Source organism: Rhodococcus sp. Leaf278 (assembly GCF_001426085.1).
Lineage (GTDB): Bacteria > Actinomycetota > Actinomycetes > Mycobacteriales > Mycobacteriaceae > Rhodococcoides.
Window position 1 is genome coordinate 63,929 of sequence record NZ_LMRR01000012.1, and the last position, 23,594, is coordinate 87,522.

At 65.7% G+C, this 23,594-nt stretch carries 19 protein-coding genes; 12 read left to right on the top strand and 7 right to left on the bottom strand.

Annotation, left to right across the window (positions count from 1 at the left end):
• The first annotated feature begins 17 nt into the window (after positions 1-17).
• Complete coding sequence (gene moeZ / locus ASG84_RS13020; RefSeq protein WP_057477488.1) at positions 18-1,184, top strand: adenylyltransferase/sulfurtransferase MoeZ; 1,167 nt, start codon at positions 18-20, stop codon at positions 1,182-1,184.
• A 60-nt stretch (positions 1,185-1,244) separates the two neighbouring features.
• The gene (locus ASG84_RS13025) at positions 1,245-2,099 is read left to right on the top strand and encodes a TIGR02569 family protein (protein WP_032403554.1); all 855 of its coding nucleotides are present in this window, start codon (positions 1,245-1,247) and stop codon (positions 2,097-2,099) included.
• Here the strand turns inward: ASG84_RS13025 and ASG84_RS13030 are convergent.
• Positions 2,089-2,778 carry a FadR/GntR family transcriptional regulator gene (locus tag ASG84_RS13030; RefSeq protein ID WP_057477489.1) on the bottom strand — a complete coding sequence of 230 codons (690 nt, stop codon included), beginning with the start codon at positions 2,776-2,778 and terminating at the stop codon, positions 2,089-2,091. The two genes, ASG84_RS13025 and ASG84_RS13030, sit on opposite strands and share 11 nt — an antisense overlap.
• An 81-nt stretch (positions 2,779-2,859) precedes the next feature.
• Here ASG84_RS13030 and ASG84_RS13035 point away from each other — a divergent pair, with 81 nt between their 5' ends.
• The 6 genes from ASG84_RS13035 to ASG84_RS13060 all read left to right on the top strand — a co-directional run bounded on the left by ASG84_RS13035 (position 2,860) and on the right by ASG84_RS13060 (position 10,712).
• The gene (locus ASG84_RS13035; RefSeq protein WP_235581650.1) at positions 2,860-4,101 is read left to right on the top strand and encodes an MFS transporter; all 1,242 of its coding nucleotides are present in this window, start codon (positions 2,860-2,862) and stop codon (positions 4,099-4,101) included.
• Between the two features lie 225 nt (positions 4,102-4,326).
• Entirely contained in the window at positions 4,327-5,730 is a 1,404-nt protein-coding gene (locus tag ASG84_RS13040; protein WP_057477744.1) for a nitrate/nitrite transporter, read from the top strand.
• A gap of 61 nt (positions 5,731-5,791) precedes the next feature.
• Positions 5,792-8,287 carry a nitrite reductase large subunit NirB gene (nirB, locus tag ASG84_RS13045; protein ID WP_057477491.1) on the top strand — a complete coding sequence of 832 codons (2,496 nt, stop codon included), beginning with the start codon at positions 5,792-5,794 and terminating at the stop codon, positions 8,285-8,287.
• 123 nt (positions 8,288-8,410) lie between these two features.
• On the top strand, positions 8,411-8,788 hold the full coding sequence (gene nirD, locus ASG84_RS13050; RefSeq protein ID WP_057477492.1) for a nitrite reductase small subunit NirD: 378 nt from the start codon (positions 8,411-8,413) through the stop codon (positions 8,786-8,788).
• Positions 8,785-9,996, top strand: a complete 1,212-nt coding sequence (locus ASG84_RS13055) for a uroporphyrinogen-III synthase (protein ID WP_057477493.1) — start codon at positions 8,785-8,787, stop codon at positions 9,994-9,996. Before nirD ends, ASG84_RS13055 begins: the two co-directional genes overlap by 4 nt.
• On the top strand, positions 9,996-10,712 hold the full coding sequence (locus ASG84_RS13060) for a sirohydrochlorin chelatase (RefSeq protein ID WP_057477494.1): 717 nt from the start codon (positions 9,996-9,998) through the stop codon (positions 10,710-10,712). Before ASG84_RS13055 ends, ASG84_RS13060 begins: the two co-directional genes overlap by 1 nt.
• On the opposite strand, the gene ASG84_RS13065 is transcribed toward ASG84_RS13060, so the two are convergent.
• Genes ASG84_RS13065 through ASG84_RS13080 form a run of 4 tightly spaced genes read right to left on the bottom strand, consistent with a single transcriptional unit; the run spans position 10,669 to position 14,028 of the window.
• Entirely contained in the window at positions 10,669-12,453 is a 1,785-nt protein-coding gene (locus ASG84_RS13065; protein WP_057477495.1) for an NTP transferase domain-containing protein, read from the bottom strand. The genes ASG84_RS13060 and ASG84_RS13065 overlap by 44 nt on opposite strands.
• Positions 12,454-12,466: 13 nt before the next feature.
• A complete protein-coding gene (locus ASG84_RS13070) occupies positions 12,467-12,913 on the bottom strand; it encodes a PaaI family thioesterase (protein WP_235581651.1) in 447 nt (148 codons plus the stop codon).
• Positions 12,910-13,251 (bottom strand): MGMT family protein, encoded by a 342-nt coding sequence (locus ASG84_RS13075; protein WP_057477496.1) that lies wholly within the window; start codon positions 13,249-13,251, stop codon positions 12,910-12,912. Before ASG84_RS13075 ends, ASG84_RS13070 begins: the two co-directional genes overlap by 4 nt.
• Complete coding sequence (locus ASG84_RS13080; protein ID WP_057477746.1) at positions 13,252-14,028, bottom strand: alpha/beta hydrolase; 777 nt, start codon at positions 14,026-14,028, stop codon at positions 13,252-13,254. It abuts the gene before it with no gap.
• 108 nt (positions 14,029-14,136) lie between these two features.
• Between ASG84_RS13080 and ASG84_RS13085 the strand changes: the two genes are divergently transcribed.
• Entirely contained in the window at positions 14,137-17,448 is a 3,312-nt protein-coding gene (locus ASG84_RS13085) for an ATP-dependent helicase (protein ID WP_057477497.1), read from the top strand.
• Positions 17,445-20,864 (top strand): ATP-dependent helicase, encoded by a 3,420-nt coding sequence (locus ASG84_RS13090; protein WP_057477498.1) that lies wholly within the window; start codon positions 17,445-17,447, stop codon positions 20,862-20,864. Before ASG84_RS13085 ends, ASG84_RS13090 begins: the two co-directional genes overlap by 4 nt.
• Here the strand turns inward: ASG84_RS13090 and ASG84_RS13095 are convergent.
• Positions 20,827-21,213, bottom strand: coding sequence for a DoxX family protein (locus ASG84_RS13095; protein WP_057477499.1), 387 nt, complete (start codon positions 21,211-21,213; stop codon positions 20,827-20,829). The genes ASG84_RS13090 and ASG84_RS13095 overlap by 38 nt on opposite strands.
• 105 nt (positions 21,214-21,318) lie before the next feature.
• Here ASG84_RS13095 and ASG84_RS13100 point away from each other — a divergent pair, with 105 nt between their 5' ends.
• A complete protein-coding gene (locus tag ASG84_RS13100; RefSeq protein ID WP_057477500.1) occupies positions 21,319-22,386 on the top strand; it encodes a potassium channel family protein in 1,068 nt (355 codons plus the stop codon).
• Positions 22,387-22,410: 24 nt separating this feature from the next.
• Positions 22,411-23,313 carry an NAD(+) diphosphatase gene (gene nudC / locus ASG84_RS13105; protein WP_057477501.1) on the top strand — a complete coding sequence of 301 codons (903 nt, stop codon included), beginning with the start codon at positions 22,411-22,413 and terminating at the stop codon, positions 23,311-23,313.
• A 7-nt stretch (positions 23,314-23,320) separates the two neighbouring features.
• Here the strand turns inward: nudC and ASG84_RS13110 are convergent, their stop codons facing one another.
• On the bottom strand, positions 23,321-23,590 hold the full coding sequence (locus ASG84_RS13110; protein WP_057477747.1) for a mycoredoxin: 270 nt from the start codon (positions 23,588-23,590) through the stop codon (positions 23,321-23,323).
• Positions 23,591-23,594: the final 4 nt, after the last annotated feature.

Here is a 23,594-nt window from a genome sequence, read left to right on the forward strand (position 1 = left end):
AGGAGCGTCGCTGCACCGTGGTCCACCTACCGCCGCTGGTCGAACCTGCGGGCGAGCTGACGCCCGAGGACGTCGCGCGATACAGCCGTCATCTGATCATTCCCAGCGTGGGCATGGATGGTCAGAAGCGCCTGCGCAACGCCCGTGTACTCGTCATCGGTGCCGGGGGACTGGGTTCACCTGCATTGCTCTATCTGGCAGCCGCTGGTGTCGGGACTCTGGGAATCGTCGAATTCGACGAGGTCGAACTGTCCAACTTGCAACGACAGATCATCCACGGCCGATCCGACGTGGGTCGTTCGAAAGCCGACAGTGCCAGGGACTCGATACTCGAGCTCAACGACGGAGTCGAGGTGACGCTGCACCGTGTTCGGCTCGACTCGTCCAACGCGGTCGAGCTGTTCGCGCACTACGACCTCGTGCTCGATGGAACCGACAACTTCGCTACTCGATACCTCGTGAACGACGCGGCCGCGCTGGTGGGCATCCCGTACGTGTGGGGTTCGATCTATCGGTTCGAAGGCCAGGTGTCGGTGTTCTGGGATGCAGCGCCTGGGGGAGTCGGTATCAACTATCGCGACCTGTACCCCGAGGCTCCGCCGCCGGGAATGGTGCCGTCGTGTGCAGAAGGTGGCGTACTGGGAGTGCTGTGCGCTTCGATCGGTTCGATTATGGTGACCGAGGCCATCAAGTTGATCACCGGAATCGGCGAGACGCTGTTGGGTCGATTGATGATCTACGACGCACTGGCGATGAACTACAGAACGGTGCGGTTGACCCGCGATCCGCATCGAACTCCGATCACCGAGTTGATCGACTACGAGGCATTCTGCGGAGTTGTCTCGGCTGCCGAACCCGCCGGCGAGGTAGTTACTCCTGTGCAGCTGCGGGCGATGATGGAGTCCGGGCGCGAGGTAGCTCTGATCGACGTGCGTGAACCGGTCGAGTGGGACATCGTTCGCATCGACGGCGCACGCCTGATTCCCAAGGATCGAATCCTCTCCGGTGCGGCCATGGCCGAGCTGCCGCAGCACGTGCCGATCGTGCTCTACTGCAAAACCGGTATCAGGTCCGCAGAGGTGCTCGATGCAGTGGTCGGTGCCGGTTTTTCCGACGCGTCCCATCTGCAAGGCGGAATAGTGGAGTGGGCCAAGCAAATCGACCCCGGTTTGCCTATCTACTGAGGCGGTGCGCGTGTGCGCGTCGTCCGCAGTGGCGCAGCGATCGGCGGTAGCGTGGCCAGCGTGAGCTCTGTCGAACCCCCTCAGCACGTGATCTCTACGTTCGGGCTGCGCGATGTCGAGCCGGCACCCCTCGGAGCGGACTGGGACGGAGGGTGGCGTTTGGGTGATGTCGTGCTGTCTCCGGTAGCAGACCACGCCCGCGCAGCCTGGTCGGCCAAGGTGCGTGAGACGTTGACGGTCGACGGAGTTCGTCTCGCTCGCCCTGTTCGGTCCACCGACGGTCGGTACGTCGTGTCTGGCTGGCGTGCAGACACGTTCGTCGCCGGCGAACCCGAGCCCCGGCACGACGAGGTGGTCTCGTTGTCGTTGCGTCTGCACTCGGCGACGGCGCAACTCGAGCGTCCTCGCTTCTTGGTTCAGCCACCCGTTGCGCCGTGGGCGGATGTGGACGTGTTCGTCGCGGCCGACAGAGCCGCGTGGGAAGCCGTCCCGCTCCGGTCGGCGCGCGGTGCAGGCGCACCCGAGCCGTCCTCCAGTGACGGCAAAAGCAGTCTCGAATTGGTCAAACAACTTGCGACACTGCGCAAACCCGTCGAGTCGCCGGATCAACTGGTACACGGTGACCTGTTCGGAACGGTGCTGTTCTCGGGCAGCGACGCACCCGGAATAAGCGACATCACCCCGTATTGGCGGCCGGCACCGTGGGCTGCCGGCGTGGCGGTGGTGGATGCGCTGTCCTGGGGGGACGCCGACGACGGCTTGGTGGGTCGCTGGGACGATCTACCCGAGTGGCCACAGATGTTGCTGCGCGCGTTGATGTTTCGTCTCGCCGTTCACGCGCTTCATCCGCGTTCGACGTCGGAGGCCTTTCCTGGTCTGGCTCGAACAGCGGACCTGGTGCGCCTCATTCTGTGAATTCCGCTGCGCCGGCCGGTTGTTCGGACAGTTCGTGGAACAGTGATCGGGCAGCATCCGTCGCTCGAGCGGCGTCACCGTCGATGACTGCCTCGACCAGCGCGGTGTGCTCGGCCACGTAGTCGTCGTCGTGGTCGAGGAAATGATCCGTCATCGCCTCGTGGATGACCGGAAGCAGCGAGTCGTAGAACTCCAGATAGATAGCGTTGTGGCTTGCTGCGACGATGGCGCGATGCAGCTGCGCGTCGATCCGGACGGCGTCCGCGAGAGGAGCCTCGTTCGACCACGCCGCGTTGCGATCCTCGAGTGCGCTCAGCATGACTCGTATATCTTCGTGGTCGCGTCGATCCGCGGCGAGCGCGGCCGCAGTGACTTCGAGTGTCTCGCGGAGTTCGGTGACGTCACGGTGCCGGGCATCGGAGAAGTACTTACCCAGGGTGCCGCCGACGTCCGAGCAGGTCATGACGAACGTGCCCGAACCCTGCCTTCGCTCGACCATGCCGGCGTGTACGAGAGCCTGGACCGCTTCGCGAACGGTGTTTCGACCGGTGCCGGTGATTTCGCAGAGTTCCGGCTCGGTGGGGATGCGGGTGCCCACCGGCCATCTCCGCGACGTGATCTCGTCGCGCAGCTGAGCGGTGACCTGGGTGATCAGGCTCGATCGCTGGACCTGCCGCACGTGGGCTCCTCGGGCTGTGAATGTTTTGCCGTCGATAGTAATGCTTTGCACCCGATGATCCGGTCATCCTATGATTACGTGGTGAGTGCGCCAACCGTGTCCGAGACCACCCCGACCGGCATTTCGCTCGTCCGCGGCCGCATATTGGTGTTCGCCGCCATCGTCCTTTCTGCCCTGACGTTGCGCGCTGCGGTGACGTCGATCAGTCCGCTGTTCGGCAGGATCGGCACCGACCTCCACTTCGGCTCCACGGTGATCGGCGTCGTCGGTATGTTGCCGCCGGCGATGTTCGCCGTGTTCGGATTGGCGACGCCGTTTCTCGCCAAGCGCACCGGCCTCGAGCGAGCTGCGCTGCTGGCCATGGGACTCACCACCCTCGGTATGGCCACTCGGGCGTTTGCACCGAACACCGTCTCGTTGCTCGTGCTGTCCGCAATCGCCCTCGCGGGCATGGGGATCGGGAATGTCGTCATCCCGCCTCTGGTGAAGCGGTACTTCTCGGATCGACTCGCGTTGGTCAGCACCATCTACATCTGTGTCATGCAGGTCAGCACCATGGTTCCGCCTCTGCTGGCCGTGCCTGTGGCCGACGCTCATGGTTGGCGCGTGTCCATCGGCGTCTGGGCTGTCGTCGGACTGGCCGCGGCATTGCCGTGGCTCGGAGTGGTGGTGGCCCGACGCGGCCGCGACGCAGACGACGTGTCGGGCGAGGCCGGATCGGCGGCGGTCCATGTCGAACCGGCCGGTCGAATCCACCGGTCCCCGCTGGCGTGGGGGATGGTGATGATGTTTGCGATGACGTCGCTGATCACGTACTCGATGCTCACCTGGCTGCCGACACTGCTGATCGACTCGGGAATCGGTGAAGGGTTGGCCGGCGCTTCGGTCGCCGCTTTCGGCGCGATGGGCTTGGTCACGTCGTTGGCTACTCCGACTCTCTGCGCGAAGATGCGCAATCCGTTCGGCCTCGTCGTCGTCGCCGCGGTCTGCTATTTCGGCGGCTTCTCCGGTCTGCACTGGTCCCCTTCGGCCGGAACCGTGCTGTGGGTGTGCCTGATAGGGCTCGGCACGATGACTTTTCCGATGTCGCTGACGCTGATCAACCTCAGAACCCGTTCTGCGGTGGGTTCGTCCTCGTTGTCGGGGTTCACCCAGGGGCTGGGTTATGTGGTGTCCTCGACCGGACCGATCCTGTTCGGTGTGTTGCACACCGCATCCGGTGGATGGGGTCTGCCGTTGGCTCTGCTGACCGGATGTGTGGCTGTTCTCCTGGTCGGAGGATTCCTGTGCTGTCGACCGAGAATGCTCGAAGACACCTGGTGACCCGTCCCGGCCGTTGATGCTTCATCTCACGTTCGTCCGCAACCGCGCGTGAGACCAAGTTAATCAGCGAGTCACCGCAGGCAGCGCCGCGGCAACATGGCTTTTCTATGTTCGGTCCACACACCGATCAGGAGGCCACCCGTGACCAGCCTTTCTCGTAGCGCTTCGGCAGACGCCGACTCAGCGACCACCGCGTCCGTTCCCCCCGGAACCGTTCCGGTTTCCGTGAACCATCACATTGCGCACTGGAATTCCGAGGACGTCGAGGCCTGGGAGGCCGGTGGCAAGCAGATTGCCAAGCGCAACCTGATCTGGTCGGTCATCGCCGAGCACGTCGGGTTCTCGATCTGGTCCATCTGGTCGGTGATGGTGCTGTTCATGCCGCTGTCGGTCTACGGCATCGACGCGGCGGGAAAATTCTTTCTCGTGGCCGTCCCCACTCTCGTCGGTGCCATCCTGCGGATTCCGTACACCTTCGCCACCGCCAAGTTCGGTGGGCGTAACTGGACCATCTTCAGCGCCTTGGTGCTGCTGATCCCCACCGTGTTGACGATGTACTTCATGCTCAATCCGGCGTCGTACACCACGTACATCATCGTGGCGGCGTTCGCCGGCCTCGGCGGCGGCAACTTCGCATCCTCCATGACAAACATCAATGCGTTCTATCCCCAGCGTGAAAAGGGATGGGCGCTCGGTCTCAACGCGGGCGGCGGCAACATCGGTGTCCCCGTCATCCAGCTCATCGGCTTGTTGGTCATCGCTACCATCGGCAACACCGCACCCGAGATCGTCTGTGCCGTGTACCTCGTGTTCATCGCGATCGCCGCCGTCGGTGCCGCGTTGTACATGGACAACCTCGACAACCAGAAGACCAACGGCCGCTCCATGATCGACGTGCTGAAGTTCTCCGATGCGTGGTGGATCGCCTTCCTCTACATCGGAACCTTCGGGTCGTTCATCGGCTTCAGTTTCGCGTTCGGTCAGGTGTTGCAGATCAACTTCCTCGCCGGACTCACCGACGGGGCCCCGGCAACCCCCGCGCTGCAAGCGCAGGCTTCGCTGCAGGCCGCTCAGATCGCCTTTCTCGGTCCCTTGCTGGGATCGCTGTCGCGGCCGTTCGGCGGCAAGCTTGCCGACAAGATCGGCGGCGGCAAGATCACCCTGTACACGTTCGTGGCCATGACCTTCTCCACAGGAATTCTGGTAGCGGCCGGCACCTGGGACGATTCGACGCCTGGGGCTGCCAGCGGCACGGTCATGGTGCTCTTCGTCATCGGATTCATCGCGCTCTTCTTGCTCTCGGGCTTGGGTAACGGGTCGGTCTACAAGATGATTCCTGCCATCTTCGCTGCGAAATCGTCTGAGCTGCAGGGAATGACGGTCGACGAGCAGCAACACTGGTCGCGCAAGATGTCCGGAGCCCTCATCGGCATTGCCGGTGCGATCGGAGCTCTCGGCGGCGTCGGAATCAACTTGGTTCTGCGGGCGTCGTACTCCGGCACTGCAAAGTCCGCGACCACCGCGTTCTGGGTGTTCCTCGGCTTCTACATCGTGTGCGCGATCGTCACCTGGGCGATCTACCTGCGCAAAACCAACTCTGCCGACGCCGACGCACCGGTAGCCGTCTGACGCCCCATTGCAGGCGCACTCGAAACACTCTGCACGGCAACGAATATCGGAAGGACCCGCAATGAAGAACGCGGTAGTGGTAGGTCACGGAATGGTCGGACACCGATTCGTCGAGGCGTTGCGTGCGCGCGACGATGCGTCCGAGTGGAAGGTGACGGTGCTCTGCGAGGAGGCCCTTGCCGCGTACGACCGAGTCGGTCTGTCGTCCTACGTCGGCGCCTGGGACCACAAGGAACTGGCGTTGGCGGGAAACGACTATCCCGGCGACACACTCGTCGAGATGCGTACCGGAGTGCGGGCCGATCGCATCGACCGTGACCACCGCACCGTCGTCACTTCCGCGGGGGACACGGTCGAGTACGACGCGCTCGTGCTCGCTACCGGGTCATATCCGTTCGTGCCTCCGATCCCCGGGCACGACCTCCCGGCCTGCTTCGTCTACCGCACCCTCGACGACCTGGACAAGATTCGAGCGCGGGCCGACGCGGCGGGACCGGGTGCCGTGGGCGTCGTCGTCGGCGGCGGATTGCTCGGTCTCGAAGCCGCGAATGCGCTGCAGAAGATGGGCATGACGCCACACGTCATCGAGTTCGCTCCTCGGTTGATGCCGCTGCAGGTGGACGAAGGCGGAGGCGCGCTGTTGGCTCGTCTGGTCACCGAGCTCGGATTGAACGTTCATGTGGGAGTGGGTACGTCGTCCATCACCGAGAACGACAGCGCCGGCTTGGCTGTCGAGCTGAGCGACGGCACCATCATCGACGCCGCGCTGTTGGTGTTCTCCGCCGGTGTGCGTCCCCAGGATCGGCTGGCCCGCGAGAGTGGTCTCGAGGTCGGCGAGCGCGGCGGCATCATGGTCGACATCGGTTGCACTACATCCGATCCCGCCGTCTACGCGATCGGTGAATGTGCCGCGGTCGAGGGTCGGTGCTACGGCCTGGTCGCCCCCGGATATTCGACGGCCGAGGTCGTGGCCGACCGATTGCTCGGCGGCGCAGCACAATTCCCCGGTGCCGACATGTCCACCAAACTCAAGCTCATGGGCGTCGATGTCGCGAGCTTCGGCGACGCGATGGCGGCCACCCCGGGGGCACTCGAAGTGGTGTTCAGCGATGCGCCCAAGGGAACGTACGCCAAGCTCGTCGTGACCGACGACGCGAAGACCCTTCTCGGCGGCATTCTCGTCGGCGACGCCTCCGCGTATTCGCTGCTGCGTCCGCTCGTCGGACGAGAATTGCCCGGCGACCCCGGAGCGCTGATCTCGCCAGTGGCAGAACAGGTCGGTATCGGTGCGCTGCCCGACGACGCCGAGATCTGCTCCTGCAACGGCGTGAGCAAGGGTGCCATCTGCTCGGCGATCGCCGACGGAGCCTGCGACCTCGCGGCGGTGAAGAGTTGCACCACTGCAGGTACGACCTGCGGTGGATGTCTACCGTCGATCAAGTCGTTGCTGGCGGCATCCGGGGTGGTGCTCTCCAAGTCGTTGTGCGAGCACTTCTCTCAGTCGAGGGCCGAGCTGTTCGAGATCGTAAGGGCCACGAATACCCGCACCTTCTCGTCACTGATCGCCAAGTACGGCAATGGAACCGGCTGCGACATCTGCAAGCCCGTTGTCGCGTCGATCCTCGCATCGACGTCCTCCGATCACATTCTGGACGGCGAGCAGGCCTCGCTACAGGACACCAACGATCACTTCCTGGCCAACATCCAGAAGAACGGCACGTACTCGGTGGTCCCGCGGATGCCCGGTGGTGAGTGCACGCCCGAGCAGCTCATCGTCATCGGCGAGGTCGCTCGCGATTTCGGGCTGTACACCAAGGTGACGGGCGGGCAGCGCATCGATATGTTCGGTGCCCGCGTCGAGCAGCTGCCTGCGATCTGGAAGCGCCTCGTCGATGCAGGCATGGAATCGGGTCAGGCATACGGGAAGTCGCTGCGCACGGTGAAGAGCTGTGTCGGCTCCAGCTGGTGCCGGTACGGGGTGCAGGATTCGGTGGGGATGGCCGTCGACCTCGAGAACCGCTATCGAGGGCTGAGGTCCCCGCACAAGATCAAGTTCGGGGTCTCGGGCTGTGCGCGCGAGTGCGCGGAGGCCCGAGGCAAGGATGTCGGAATCATCGCCACGGAGGGTGGTTGGAACCTCTATGTCGGCGGAAACGGTGGACAGTCACCCAAGCATGCTCAGTTGCTCGCCTCCAACCTCGACGACGCCACACTGGTCAGCTTCATCGACCGCTACTTGATGTTCTACGTCCGCACTGCAGATCGACTGCAGCGGACCGCGCCGTGGCTCGAGTCGCTCGACGGGGGACTCGATCATCTCAGAGCCGTCGTGGTCGACGACAGCCTCGGCATCGGTGCCGAGCTCGAAGCCGACATGGAGCGACACGTCGCCGGCTACAAGGACGAGTGGGCAGGCGTGCTCGAGGACGACGAGAAGCTCGGTCGATTCGTCTCGTTCGTCAATGCCCCGAGCGAGGCCGATCCCACCATCGCGTTCGACGAGTCCGGAGCCCGCAAGGTCCCGGTGTTGATGGGAATGCCGCGAGTCGGGGCGTAGGCCGCCGACGAGGTCCTGACAACCGGCAGGTCACAAAACTGAGCGCATGTGCACAGGTGAGTAATCGCGACTTAACGGGCCAGAAACACAGACAACGTGGAATAGCTGACCAGGAGGTACGCCATGACTGTCATCGACTCACGTACAGCGGTACCGAACGACATTGCACGTAGTTGGACCCCGGCCTGCACACTGGACGCGCTGATTCCGGGGCGCGGGGTAGCGGTGCTCCTGCGCGGCGGCACCCAAGCGGCGCTGTTTCTGCTCGACGACGGACGACTGTTCGCGGTGGGCAACATCGATCCGTACGGGCGCGCCGCGGTGATGTCGCGCGGCCTCGTGGGAGACCGCGGGGGCGAGCCCACGGTCGCATCGCCGTTGCTCAAGCAGGTCTTCTCGTTGGTCGACGGGCGCTGCCTCGACGATACGGAGGTCGGTCTCGGATCCTTCGAGGTCTCGTGCGTCGAGGGTGTCGTGCTCGTCCGCGGCGGCTCTACGTGAGCGAAATCGCCGGGGCAGGAACGCCCCTGGCCGGGTTCACCGTCGGGATCACGGCATCGCGTCGGGCCGAGGAGTTCGCAACTCTGCTCGAGCGGCGGGGTGCAACCGTGATGCATGCCGCCGCGATCCGCATCATCCCGCTCGCGGACGATGCCGAGCTGGAACGCGTGACCGCCGCGATCATCGCGCATCCACCCGAAATTACCGTTGCCACAACGGGAATAGGATTCCGGGGCTGGATCGAGGCCGCAGACGGATGGGGGCGGGCAGAAGAACTCGGATCGGCGCTCGGGGCGTCCCGGTTGCTGGCCCGCGGCCCGAAGGCCACCGGTGCGATCAGGGCCGCCGATCTCCGCGAGGAATGGTCGCCCGCCTCCGAATCCTCCGCGGAGGTGCTCGAGCACTTACTTGCCGAAGGGGTCGAAGGCAAACGTATTGCCGTGCAACTGCACGGCGCGACAACCGAGTGGGAGCCGATCCCGGACTTCTGCGAGGTACTGCGCTGTGCGGGAGCCGAAGTGGTTCCGGTACCGGTGTATCGATGGACGGCCCCCGACGAGCAGGGCCCGATGGACCGCATGATCGAAGCCGTCGTTGTCGGCGATCTCGACGCTGTCAGCTTCACCTCGGCACCCGCGGTGGCGTCGATGCTCATGCGCGCCGACGAGAACGGGGTCCTCGAACCCCTGCTGCAGTCGATGCGCACGCGGGTACTTCCGGTCTGCGTGGGGCCGGTGACGGCGGCACCCCTCGAACAGCTGAACGTGGCCACGACGCAGCCGGCGAGAGCGCGTTTGGGCGCACTGGCGCGGCACATCGTCGAGGAGTTGCCGAGGCGGACCGGTCGTCTCCACGCAGGTGGGCATGTAGTGAGTGTGCGTGGCCGGTGTGTGGTGGTCGACGGCGAAGTGCGACCGGTGTCGCCGGCCGGAATGGCATTGATGAAGACGCTGGCTCGCAATCCTGGACGCGTCGTCTCCCGGGAGGATCTGCTTGCGTCCTTGCCCGGTGGCGGAGGTGACACCCACGCGGTGGAAACAGCGATGACCAGACTCCGGTCCTCTCTGGGCGCGCCGAAGGCGATCCAGACCGTCGTCAAGCGTGGGTATCGGATCGCACTCGATCACATCGAGACCGAAACCGACTGCGATTCCGACGAGCCCGCCGTGCACGCGCGTGTGGCCGTCGTCGAAGGAGGGAAGTACTGATGACCCCGACTCTGGTTTTGGTAGCTCACGGCACCCGAAACCCCCGTGGTGTCGAGATGATCGCCGCACTTGCCGATGCAGTGTCGACGCAGATCGGTGCCACTCGTGTTGCATTCGTCGACGTGCTCGGGCCGTCCCCGGCCGAGGTGCTGCGCGACACCCCCGGATCGGCGGTCGTGGTACCGGCATTTTTGGCATCGGGCTACCACGTCCACACCGACGTACCGCGAGAAATCGAGGAGAGCGCCCATGCCTCGGTTGCGGTCACCCGTGCTCTGGGGCCGGACCCCGTACTCGCGGAGGTCATGCTCGATCGACTACGCGACTCCGGTTGGCGCACAGGCGATTCGATCGTGCTCGCCGCTGCAGGGTCGTCCGACCCCCGAGCGCTGGCAGAACACGTTCGAGCCGCGGCGATGCTGGCCGACGTCGCTCGGGTGCCGGTACGCGTCGGATACGTGGCCACCGCTGTGCCCACGGTGGCCGAGGCGGTGTCGGCACTGCGCGACGAGGGGCACACCCGAATCTTCGTCGCGTCGTATCTGTTGGCGCGGGGGCTGTTTCACAACCGTCTGGCCGACGCAGGTGCAGACGGCGTCGGTGAGCCGCTGGGAGTCCATCCGGCAATCGTCGATCTGGTGGTGGACCGCTATTTCGAGGGCGTTCGTTCACTCACCGCGGCAGCGGAAGAATGGTCACCGGCTCGTCGGCGGTGATCTCAGCGGGTACCAGTGCAAGCGCATCCCGTCCGACCAAGTGGCCCAAGTGTGCAGTGCGTACCTCGGTATCGGCCCGCCAGCGCGTGCCGTCGACGGTGACAGGGACGAGGCGTGGGACGGCGAATCGAACGTCTGCGGCGTTGGACAACAGACCCATCCGTGGTGGACGGACCGTTCTGCCGGTGAGCGCGTCCACGATCGCGGGTGCCGTCAGCAGTGTGGTCGCAACGGCCGCAAGCGGGTTGCCGGGTAGTCCGAGCACCACCGTGCCGTCCGGCAGTGCCGCGGTGATCTGCGAACCGCCGGGTCGAACACGCATCCGGCCGACGATGGCTTCCGCGTCGAGTGCTGCCAGCGTCGAGCGCAGTTGATCGGCGGCCCCGCCACCGGTGGCTCCGACCACGATGACGACCTCCAGATCTTGTGTGCGAGTCAGGACGTCTCGAAACTCCGCCGCCGAGTCGTCGAGCAGTGTCACCTCGACGACCGCGATGCCGCAGTGCGCCAGATACTCCGGCAACACCGAACCGAGAACGTCCCTGGTCTCGCCGGGAGCCAGTGGACCGCTCGATCGAATCTCGTTGCCGCTGATCACTATTCGACCACGAACCGGACCGCGCACCGTGACGTCCAACACTTCCGCGCTGGCGGCGAGAGACCGTACCGCCGCATCGATCGGAGTTCCGGCCGCGACGAGTTCGGTGCCCGGCAGCCAGTCCTCGCCGCGTCGACGTGTGTCGTCGGATTCGCCTGTGTTCGACAGTCGACGCACAGACCCGTCCGGATCGCGGGTCACGTGCTCGTCGCGCACCACCGTCGTCGCCCCGGGCGGCAGCGCAGCACCGGTCGCGATGCGCACCGCCGTTCCATCGACGAGTCCGGCGATATCGGCACTTCCGGCGTAAGCGATCTCGGGCCGCAGAGTCCATGGCTCGGAGCCGCAGACGGCGTAACCGTCCATCGCGGAGATGTCGACTGCCGGCAGCGCGGTCTGGGACACGAGGGGTTCCGCAAGGACGGTTCCAGCACTGTGCTGCAGGGAAATTCGAGCGGTCGACAGGGGAGGGAGGCTGCTTCGGATGCGCTCCATCGCCTCGGCGACCTCGAGCGTCTGTGACGGCTGCGCGGCGAGTCGAGCGGCCCGCAGCTCGGCAGGAGTGTCGCAGTCCTCGATACCGGGTAGCGCGATGACCTGATGATCGACCGGAACGATCCGGCGCATCGGTACACCTTCGGCCGAATCGAGCTGTGCCACAGCGGATCGCAGCGTTGCTTGCTGCCATACTCCCAACAGGAATTGCGTGCGGCCCGCACTGTCGCGAGCGAATACCGCATCTGCTTCGGAGTGTGCGATGGAATCGATCAGGGACCTCAGTGCGGCGGAGTCGAGAAATGGAATGTCCGACGCGACAACGGCCACCAGATCTGCGGTGTGCTCTGATCGGGCGTTGTCATCGAGGGATTGCAGTCCTGCGGCGAGAGCAGCAACAGGTCCACCACCGGCAGGAGACTCGCGAGTCTGGACGACGTGATCCGCCACGCCGTCACGTGGTGGACCCACCAGAACCGTTCTACGGCAGTTCGATACGGCGTCCACGGCGATGTCGACCAGGCGACGACCGCCGACGGTCAGAGCCGGCTTGTCGACTTCTTTCGACGCAGGTGAGTGCTCGGGATCGACCATCCTCGATCCGCGACCGCCGGCGAGGACGATCGCATCGCAGACCGGTTGCATCATGTTTCGAGAGCTCTCATGTCGGCAGAGGCACGTTCTGCAGCCGAACCTGCCCACGCGCAATCGTCTTTCCGCTGTCGGAGGCAGTAATCGTGACCAGCCACAATTGCTGAACACGGCCCTGCTGCAGCGGTTCTGCGATAACGTCGACGCGTCCGCCTTTGCTCGCGCGCAGGAAGTCGGTGCCGTTGTGCACGCCGACGGCGAACTCACCACGATCCTTGACCGCTTCACTGGCACCGATACTGGCGGCGCTCTCGACGGCGGTCGTGTAGACCCCGCCGTGTACTACGCCCCAGGGGGTGAAGTGCTCGTCCGTCAAGTCGATGTGACCCGACACCCGGGTGCCCGAGACCTCGTCGACGATGAGTCCGGCAGAGGCGACGAAGGTGCTCGCCTTCGACAGGGCGAACTTCGCCGTGGGGCGTGGATCGAATTGCCCGAGCCCGTCTCTGATGTTCATCCTCCGAGGTTAGTGGTCGAGTCGAGCGGCGATGGGAGCACCCCGAAGTCGAATCGAATCGACTTCAGCGGGACTCTGCCGTCGTGGACTGCCACTCCCTCGCTGCGCAGCGTCTCGAGCTGCCGGGTGGCCAGGTGCGGAGCGGGCCTGCCGCTTGCTCCGAGGACGCGATGCCACGGTAGGTCGGCGGAGTCCGTTCGCATGATCCATCCCACGATGCGTGGGCTCGACAGGTCTGCAGCTGCCGCGATGTCCCCGTACGTGGCGACGTATCCCGGCGGAATGGACGCGACCAATGCGCGAACTCGCTCGACCTGGTCTTCGGTGATCTGTGCCATTCAGAGCACGGATCGCACCAGCTCGGCCACTTCGACCGGCTTGGCCTGGCCGACCATGTGATCGCAGTCCAGTTCGACGGTGCGCAGGTTCTCGCCGAGCTTCTCTCGCAGTGCATCGAGGAATTCGTTTGTGACATAAGGAGGTTCGACACGCATGGCCCGAACCACGATGGTCGGGACGCTCTCGGCGGGAACCACGATCGGTCGAGCCAGCTCGCCCCACGTCGCAACGATCGCCGGAATCGACATTCGCCACGCCACCTTGCCGCCGTCGGCGGGAACCAGGTGGTCGGCGACCTCGCGGTCGAGCAACTCGGTGGGCACGTCCGCCCACGCTCCGTGGATCTTCTCCGACCGCGCCTCGTCGGCGTCGGTGTAATCGGGGGACTTGGCGGTTGCCTCGGCCACCTCGAGCAGCTCGTCCGGCGGCAGAGCGATCGCGGGATCGAGCAGAATCAGCGCCCGCACCGCGTCCGGGAACCTCTGTGCGAGATGGACGGCCAACGCGCCGCCGTACGAATGTCCGAGCACTACGACCGGACCCCGCGCGTGGGCGTCGAGTACTGCTTTCAGGGCTGTGACCTGGGCGTCGATGTCCCAGGGCGGCGTGGCCGGGGAATGGCCGTGGCCGATCAGATCGGGAGCCAGAATTCGGGCTTCGGGCAGGTGATTGTCGGCGAGATCCCACCAGCGGGCACCGTGGCCGGTCACACCGTGAACGGCGAGGATTTCGGGACCGTCTGCGGGTCCGAACGTATGCAAATTCAACTCGGGCACGTCGACCACTATGCCGCATGGAGTGCCGCCGCGGATTCTGCCGGTCCACTGCAGGGGCCTCGATGCTGAGGCGAAGGTTGTCGGTGGTCCGTGATTGCATCTGTACCCATGAGCACGGACGGCAGGCACGGCGCGACGGTCACCCTCGTCCGGGCACCCAAGGTGGATCTTCCCGCCCGCACGTGGGCCGGCGCGGCCGCTCGGCTGTTGTCGTCCCGACCGAATTCGGCGTCGGAGGCGGCGCAGGGCGCGCCCCGGTGGAATCCGTGGCAGATACTCGGTGGACCCGGCACGGGAAAGACATCGCTCGTCGCCGACTACGCGGTCTCGCGCATCGTCTCCGGGGACCCGGAATCGGTTCTGGTGCTCACCCAGTCCAAACGGGCGGCCACCGCGGTGCGTGAGGTGATCACCTCCGGCCTCTTCAGTGGAGACCACGCGCTGAGAGCGACACGTGAACCGTTGGTACGTACGGTGCACTCCTATGCGTTCGCGGTGCTCAGACTCCAGGCGTCTCTCTACGGCAACCCGCCACCGCGGTTGTTGACCGGTGCCGAGCAGGACGCCGTGGTGCGCGAGATGCTGCGCGGCGACCTCGAGGACGGTGCCGCCGAGTGGCCGGACAGATTGCGTCCGGCGCTCGGCACCTCGGGGTTCGTGACCGCGGTGCGAGACATGATGCTCCGGTCTGCCGAACGCGGAATCGGGCCGGAAGACCTGATCAAACTCGGTCGTAAGCACAGCAAACCCGAGTGGATTGCGGTCGGGCGATTCGCCGCTCGGTACGAGCAAGCCATGTTGCTGCGCGGGGCAGTGGGCGTCGAAGCTGCGGGAGCCACGGCACCTGGTCTGGATGCCGCCGAGCTCATCGGTGCCGCGCTGATGGCGTTCGCTACCGATCCGGATCTGCTGCGCAGTGAACGTGCTCGCATCCGCCACCTCGTCGTCGACGACGCCCAGCACCTCGATCCGCAAGCGGCACAATTGGTTCGGCTGATCGGTACCGACACCGAGTCGACCGTCGTCGCGGGGGATCCCGATCAATCCGTGTTCACTTTTCGCGGTGCCGATCCCACATTCGTGGCCGACCTGGTCGAGGTGAACTCGCCACGGCGGGTGGTGCTGATGCGCAATCACCGGTCCGTGCCGGAGGTGGCCGAGTTGACCGACATCGTGGCAAGGCGCTTGCCCGGGCTCGGCCGGCACCGGTGTCCCGAACCGGTGGCCGTTGCCCTATTCGGGAACCCTTCGGGACGAGTGCATGTTGCGTCCTCGCCGGCCAAGGAAGCCGCGATCATCGCCGACGCCATGCGACGGGCCCACCTGATCGACGGGGTGCCGTGGTCCGAGATGGCCATCGTCGTGCGGTCGGTGCCGAGGACCGTCGCACCGCTGCGCCGGGCGCTGCACGCAGCGGGTGTTCCGATGGTCACGCCCACCTCGGAGCTTCCGCTGCATCGCCAGCACGGGGCGGTGGGTCTACTGCTGGTACTCCGTGCGATTTCCGATCCGACGTTCGACGGTGAAGACGCACTGGCATTGCTGTCCGGGCCGATCGGCGGAGCCGACCCGGTCGGTCTTCGTCGATTGCGTAGGGGCATGAGAAGACTCGAGCTCGCATCGGGCGGTGAACGCGACTCCGCCGAACTTCTCAGGGGCGTTCTCACCGACGATTCCCGCGGAAAGAACGAGGGGTTCGGCGGACTGTCGGATGTGGAGTCAGCGCCGCTGCGCAAAGCACTCGGCGTGATCCGGAAGGCCAGGGCGGTTGTCCGGACGGGCCGCGGTGTCGAGGACGTGTTGTGGGCAGCGTGGCAGGCGTCGGGTCTCGAACGTCGGTGGGCCGGCGCGTCGGCGTGGGGTGGCTCGGCCGGTGCCCAGGCGGACCGTGACCTCGATGCAGTGGTTGCATTGTTCGACGCGGCGGCAGCCTATGTCGACAGGCTGCCGCGCGCGCAGATCGGTGGATTTCTCGATTACATTGCGCAGCAGGAGATTCCCACGCTGAGCTCCCATCGAGCCACGGTTCGGGCCGATGCCGTCACCCTGCTCAGTGCGCATTCGGCTGCGGGTCGGGAATGGGAGCTCGTTGCGGTGGCCGGGGTTCAGGAAGGCCTGTGGCCGGGCCTGCGAGCGCGTGGAAGCCTGCTCGGGACCGACACGCTGATCGACCTCGTGTCCGGGAAGTTCGACACCGGAGCAGCACTCGACGGACGTCTGTCGAAATCTGCACCCCTGCTCGCCGAGGAGCGCACGCTGTTTCTGGTCGCGTGCAGTCGAGCTCGATCGACTCTGCTCGTCACTGCCGTCGATTCCAGTACCGGAGACGCCGACCTCGTTCGTTCTCGCTTCGTCGACGAACTGCGCGGGGTGGACGTCGATGGCGAGTCCCTCGTTCCGCTCGAAGCGCCCGAGTCCGCACATCGGGTGTTGGCGCTGCCGATGCTGGTCGCCGAGCTGCGCAGTGTCGTGTGCGATCCAGTCGTTGCCGAACACGATCCGGACAAGCGAGCCCGGGCTGCTCGCCATCTCGCCACTCTCGCCGACGCCGGTGTCCGAGGCGCGCATCCGGACGAGTGGTTCGGGGTGGCAGGGCTCAGTACCGACGCGCCGTTGTGGCAGCTCGGCGACGGTCCGGTGCCGCTGTCGCCGTCGACAGTGGAGCAGCTCACCACCTGCCCGCTGCGGTGGATGCTCGAACGTCACGGCGGCAACGACGGCACCAACACCCATGCGGTCACCGGGACTCTCGTACACACTCTCGTTCAGGCAGTGGCCGGTCGAATACCACCGGACGAACTCCGTCGTGCCCTCGAAACGGCTTGGGATGCAGTCGATCTCGGTTCGCGGTGGTACTCGCGGCACGAATTGGATCGAACCGGGGCAATGCTGGAGACATTCGAGAGTTGGCTGCACGGTAGTCGAGGTGAGCTCACCGAGGCCGGCGTAGAGGTGCGCGTCGACGGCATCCTCGAGGCCCGGTCGGAGAACGAGCCGGCGGTGGCCTTGCGTGGTCGTATCGATCGACTCGAACACGACCCGGACGGTCGGCCGGTGATCATCGACGTCAAGACGGCGAAGACCGTCATGTCGAAGGAGGACGCACGTAATCATCATCAGCTGGCCACCTACCAGGTCGCTGCTGCAGCCGGTGCGATCGAGGGCGAGCCCGCGGGCGAACCCGGTGGAGCCCGGCTGGTGTTCGTTGCCAAACCGCACAACAAGGACGGGGCGACCGAGCGCGTACAGGAAGTTCCGACACCGGAGAAGCTCGAGGAGTGGCGGGACACCGTGCACCAGGCCGCTTCGGCCACGCAGGGGCCGACATTCGAGGCGCGCGTGAACGATGGCTGTAGGCACTGCCCGGTGAAGTCGAGTTGCCCGGCGCACGAGACCGGACGGCAGGTGACCGAGCAGTGACGACATCGACCAAGAAGCGGACCGGTTCGGTGCGGGTGTCGCCCGTCGAGCTCGCCCGGGCCCTCGGCCAGAAGCATCCGCCGACCGACGAGCAGGCTGCCGTGATCGCAGCCCCGCCGGGCCCGATGCTCGTGGTGGCAGGAGCGGGGGCGGGCAAGACCGAGACGATGGCCGCCCGGGTGGTGTGGATGGTGGCCAACGGTTTCGTCGACCCGGACCAGGTGCTCGGGCTGACCTTCACCCGAAAGGCTGCACAGCAGTTGACGTCTCGGATCAGGGCGCGACTGGCGCGGCTGGCCGGATCCGATCTGGTGCGCACACTCGATCCCAGTCTGGCACTTCGGGAGCGGATTCTCGGTGCCGAGCCCGAAGTGAGCACGTATCACTCCTATGCAGGCCGGCTGCTCACCGAGCACGGCTTGTTGCTGCCGATCGAACCGTCCGCGACCCTGCTCTCGGAAACCGAACTGTGGCAGATGGCGCACCGCGTCGTCAGCACCTGGGACGGCGACTTGGACACCGACCGGAATCCCACGTCGGTGACCGAGGCGGTGCTGGCGCTCTCGGGCCAGTTGGCCGAGCATCTCGTCGATCCTGATGAACTGCGTCAGGCACACGTGGAGTTGGAGAACCTGGTACACACGCTCGGGCCCGGCCCGCGGCAGCGCGGCGGACCGACCAAGGAGCTGTTGAACATCCTTGCCGCACAGCATCAACGAATCGGGTTGTTGCCGTTGGTGGAACGGCTGGACCAGACTCTGCGCCGCGAGGGCGCGCTGGATTTCGGCTCGCAGATGTCGATGGCGGCGCGGGTCGCCGCCGAACACGCCGAGGTGGGAATTGCCGAACGGCAACGCTTTCGGCTGGTATTGCTCGACGAATATCAGGACACCGGGCATGCCCAACGAGTCCTGCTGTCGTCACTGTTCGGATCCGGCGGCGATCCGACCTTGGCGTTGACGGCCGTCGGCGATCCGATGCAGTCGATCTACGGGTGGCGCGGTGCCTCGGCCGCGAACCTGCCACGGTTCGCGACCGACTTCCCGCAAGCCGACGGTGGCCCCGCCCCTCGGCTGGAACTACTGACCAGCTGGCGAAATCCGCCCGAGGCGCTGACACTGGCGAACCTGATCACCGATCCGTTGCGCCGCGTCGGTGTTCCCGTACCCACTCTGCGGGCCCGTCCGGGAGCTGTTCCCGGCGACGTGCGTATTGCCGTGACCGATACCGTTCTGGGCGAACGCGAGTGGATTGCCGACCGGATCGCGGGGGAGTATCGGTCGGCCCTCGAGCAGGATCGGCCACCGCCCACCGCGGCAGTTCTGGTGCGACGCAACGCCGATGCCGAACCGATCGCAGAGGTACTGCGCAGCCGCGGATTGCCGGTGGAGGTCGTCGGTCTCGGCGGCTTGCTGCACGTTCCCGAGGTGGCCGACATCATCGCGATGCTGCGACTGGTCGCCGACCCGACTGCAGGCAGTTCCGCTGTGCGCATCCTCACCGGTTCTCGATGGCAGATCGGGCCGACGGATCTGCGGGCCCTCTCCCAGCGCGCCCGAGAACTCGAGATCCGCAGCGGCTACGGCACTACGGGTCGGGTCGACGACTCCGAGACGTTGGATGCCGCGCTCGGCGGCGCACTGCCCGGCGAGCAGTCCGAGCAAGCGGGGCTGGCAGACGCCATAGCCGACCCGGGTGCGGCGGAGCGGTACTCGGAGGTCGGCCACCGGCGGATCGTCGCCCTTGCGGGTGAACTGCACCTGCTGCGCGACCGGATAGGGCAACCGCTGACGGAATTGGTCGGCGACATAGAGCGGATCATGAACATCGGTGTCGAAGCGCAAGCCCGAATACCGATCGGTACCGACGGGGCAGTCGGCCGCGAACATCTGGATGCATTCGCCCACGTGGTGGCCGATTACGCAGACAATCCCACCGCCACAGTGACCGGATTCCTGTCGTTCCTCGCTGCCGCGGAGACGGTCGAGGACGGCCTCGCGCCCGGCGAGGTCGACGTCGCCCCACACCGAGTTCAGGTGCTCACCGTCCACTCCGCGAAGGGCCTCGAGTGGGAGGTTGTGGCCGTGCCACATGTAGCGAAGGGCGTGTTCCCGTCGTCGAACGCGTCGTCGACCTGGCTCGGTGCCATGGCCGAACTACCGCCGTCGCTGCGCGGTGATCGCGCGCTGGACGGTGAGGGCTCCGAGGGCGTTCCGGTTCTCGAGCTCGAGCAGCTGTACAACCGTAAGGACCTGGAAGATGCAGTGAAGAACCACAAGGATGCGCTGGCCCGACGCCGGCTCGCCGAGGACCGGCGACTGTTCTACGTGGCTCTGACCCGAACCGAACGCGTGCTGTTGGTGTCCGCGCACCACTGGGACCAAACGTCGACGAAGTCGCGTGGGCCGTCGGAGTTCCTCGACGAATTGCACAGGCAGGTGAGCGGATCCGACGAGGCCGCAGCTGTGATCGAGCAGTGGGTCCCGGCTCCGGAGGACGGGGTGGAGAACCCACTCGGAGCGGTACCGCACACGGCGTCCTGGCCGCGAGACCCGCTCGGACCCAGACGTGATGCGGTCGAGAGCGGCGCGCAGGAGGTGCTACGAGCACTGTCGGATGGCCCTGCAGCGCAGCTCGATTCGACTGACAGCACTGACGACCCGAACCTGGACGACCCGGAGAACTGGGCTGCCGACGTCCGGACCCTGCTGGCCGAGCGGGCAGCGAGGTCGGTTGCAGGAGTCGACGTGGCCCTACCGGGCAACCTGTCGGTGACCCAGTTGGTGGACCTGGCCGCAGACCCCGATGGCCTGGCATCGCGACTTCGTAGGCCGCTGCCCTTTCCTCCGAACCCGTTGGCGCGCAGAGGAACTGCATTTCACGCCTGGGTCGAGCGGCGGTTCGGCGCAACTCGATTGCTCGACCTCGACGAGTTGCCGGGCTCGGCCGATACCGGTGCGTCGGCCGACGTCGACCTGGAAACGTTGCAGCAGGCGTTCCTGGACTCGGAATGGTCGTTGCGCAGCCCCGTGGAGGTCGAGGTTCCGTTCGAGACGTCCGTGGCGGGCACGGTGCTGCGCGGCCGAATCGACGCCGTGTTCGCAGACCCCGACGGCGGCTGGACCGTCGTCGACTGGAAAACCGGTGCAGAGCCGACGGCGTCGGAACAGCAGGCAGTGGCGATGCAACTCGCGGCCTACCGATTGGCGTGGGCCGAGCTGATGTCGATCGGGCAGGCAGAATCGGTGTCGCTGGACCGCGTCCGCGCGGCGTTCCACTATGTCCGCAGCGGTCACACCATCTCGCCCGAGAACCTCCCGGACGCAACAGCTTTGGCCGAACTTCTCGAGGGTCCGGCCGTGTCGACGCCGATCGACGCTACGGCGCGTTCCGGCGAGCCTTCAGAGCCTCGGTGACCAACGGGATCTGCAACGGGAGGCGGGCGATCATGGCTGCTTTGAGCGCCGGTGACGTCTTGGAGCTCTGCACGTACTTCCAAGCGAGGTTGATGTTGGCGGGGAAGACCGCAATGAACAGAGCGGCCGCCAGCGCGCCGCCCAGGCGGCGGGTGCGAGGCGTGGCAAGTGTTGCGGCCACCGCGAGCTCGGCGACGCCCGAGACCTGGGTGTACGTGCGGGCCGAACCCGGCAATGCCGTCGGAACCTGCGCGTCGAAGAACGTCGGCGTGACGAAATGAAGGATGCCGGCTCCGGTGAGCAGTCCGGCGAGGCGCAGTGCGGCTGCCTGACTTGGTCGCTGTGTCATGCACTTACCGTGCCACATCCCGAGTCGTCGGCACGGATCCGTCGCGCGGGGTTACGCTGCGTGCCGTGAATGATCTCGACTTCTGCGCACACTTCGGCGGGCGACGTGGCAGGTAGGTTGCGTGCGCGCCTGAGCGACAGTGGCGCGCTGACCGACAAGCCCGACTTCGCGCTCGTGGGAGTGCTCCGAGTCCCGGAGCTCGAATCGAGCCCGTGGAGCGCAATCTACAAACGCGTACTGATGGCACTCAGCATCCTGTTTCTCGCCGCATTCGTGGTGTACCTCGACCGTGACGGTTACAGCGACAACCAGAACGGCGAACTGTCCTTTCTGGACGCGTTCTACTACGCCACGGTGTCGCTGTCCACGACGGGATACGGTGACATCGCGCCGATGAGTCCGTCGGCGCGGCTGGTCAACATTCTTGTCATCACACCACTTCGGGTTCTGTTCCTCATTCTGCTGGTCGGAACGACGCTGTCGGTTCTCACCGAGCGGTCCAGGCAAGCATTCAAAATTCAGCGATGGAGACGCAGCGTGCGCAATCACACCGTGGTCATCGGTTTCGGCACCAAGGGCCGGACCGCAGTCGACGCGATGCTCGGAGACGGTGTACCGGCCTCCGATATCGTTGTGGTCGACACCGATCAGACGGTGCTCGATGCCGCGTCGGCCCTGGGCCTGGTCACCGTCCACGGCTCGGCGACCAAGTCGGACGTCCTCAGACTCACCGGAGCCCAGCACGCGTCGGCCATCATCGTGGCGACAAACCGAGACGACACCGCTGTACTGGTGACTCTGACCGCTCGTGAGATCGCTCCCAAGGCCAAGATCGTCGCGGCCATCAGAGAAGCAGAGAACACCCACCTGCTGCGTCAGTCCGGTGCCGATTCCGTGGTCGTGTCCTCGGAGACCGCGGGTCGGTTGCTCGGCATCGCGACCTCCACACCGTCCGTGGTGGAGATGATCGAGGACTTGCTGACGCCGGAGGCAGGCTTCGCGATCGCTGAGCGCGAAGTCGAGCGCGACGAGGTGGGCGGCTCTCCACGGCATCTCACCGACATCGTGCTCGGAGTCGTGCGGGGTGGCAAACTGTTCCGGGTCGGCACTCCGGAAGTCGATGCCGTCGAGGCGTCCGATCGCCTCCTGTACATCCGTCGTGTGGGTGAGTAACGAAGTCCGAGTAGGGTTCCGAGCGTGCCGAAATTCCACCTCGCTCACCCACCTCGCCTCTCTCGGTCACCCCTGAACAGGGCCGAGGAACTACGCCGAGACACCGCCGCGCTTGCAGCCGGCTGGTCGACCGGCCGACTACTGGATGTCGACGGCAGAGGCAGATTCGGCGTGGACGAGGACGGTTTGATCCTCACCCCCGCCGTGGATGTTGCGCCGGAGCCCACGGCCGATGCGGTCTTTCTCGGGATCCACGGGGACCGGTACCTATGGACCAGGCGGGTGGAGATCGTGGACGGCACGCTCGGGGATCTGCGTACCGACGGTGATCGCTTGGACAGCACTGCACTGTCGATGGTGACCGGTGCGTTGGCGATCCTCAATTGGCATGCGAGCGCACAGTTCAGCTCACTCGACGGAGCGCCGTCGGTGCCGTCGAATGCGGGGTGGTCTCGCACCAGTACGTCCACCGGTCACGAGGAATTTCCCCGTACCGATCCCGCAGTCATCTGCCTGGTCCACGACGGCGGCGACAGGGTGCTGCTGGCTCGCGCGCCGGCCTGGCCCGAGCGGCGGTTCTCGGTTCTGGCGGGCTTCGTCGAGGCCGGCGAATCGCTGGAAACTTGTGTGGCACGGGAGATCAAGGAAGAAGTCGGCCTCGACGTCTCCGACATCGACTACCTGGGCAGCCAGCCGTGGCCGTTCCCGCGTTCGGTGATGATCGGGTTCTCGGCCGTCGCCGACCCGGAGCAGCCCTTGCTTTTCCAGGACGGCGAGATTGCCGAAGCCCATTGGTTCGATCGAGCCGAGGTGGTCGCGGCGCTGGAACTGGGCGACTGGGGATCGGAGTCGAACTCCCGATTGCTACTTCCCGGCTCCATCTCGATCGCGCGCGGAATGCTCGAAGCGTGGGCGGCCACGGCCTGACGTCGGATCAGAGCGACAGCGCGCGCTTGACCTCGGCGAGACCGGGATTGGTTGCGGTCGAGCCGTCGGCGAAGAGGACGGTCGGCACCACATGGTTGCCGTTGTTCACGCTTCCGACGAACTCGGCCGCTTCCGGGTTCTGCTCGATGTCGATCTCGGCGTATGTGATTCCCGCCTCGTCGAGCTGAGTCTTGAGTCGGCGGCAGTATCCGCACCACGTCGTGGAGTAGACGGTGAGTGCGGCTGGGGTCTGCTGAGTGTTCTCGGTAGTGGTCACGTCA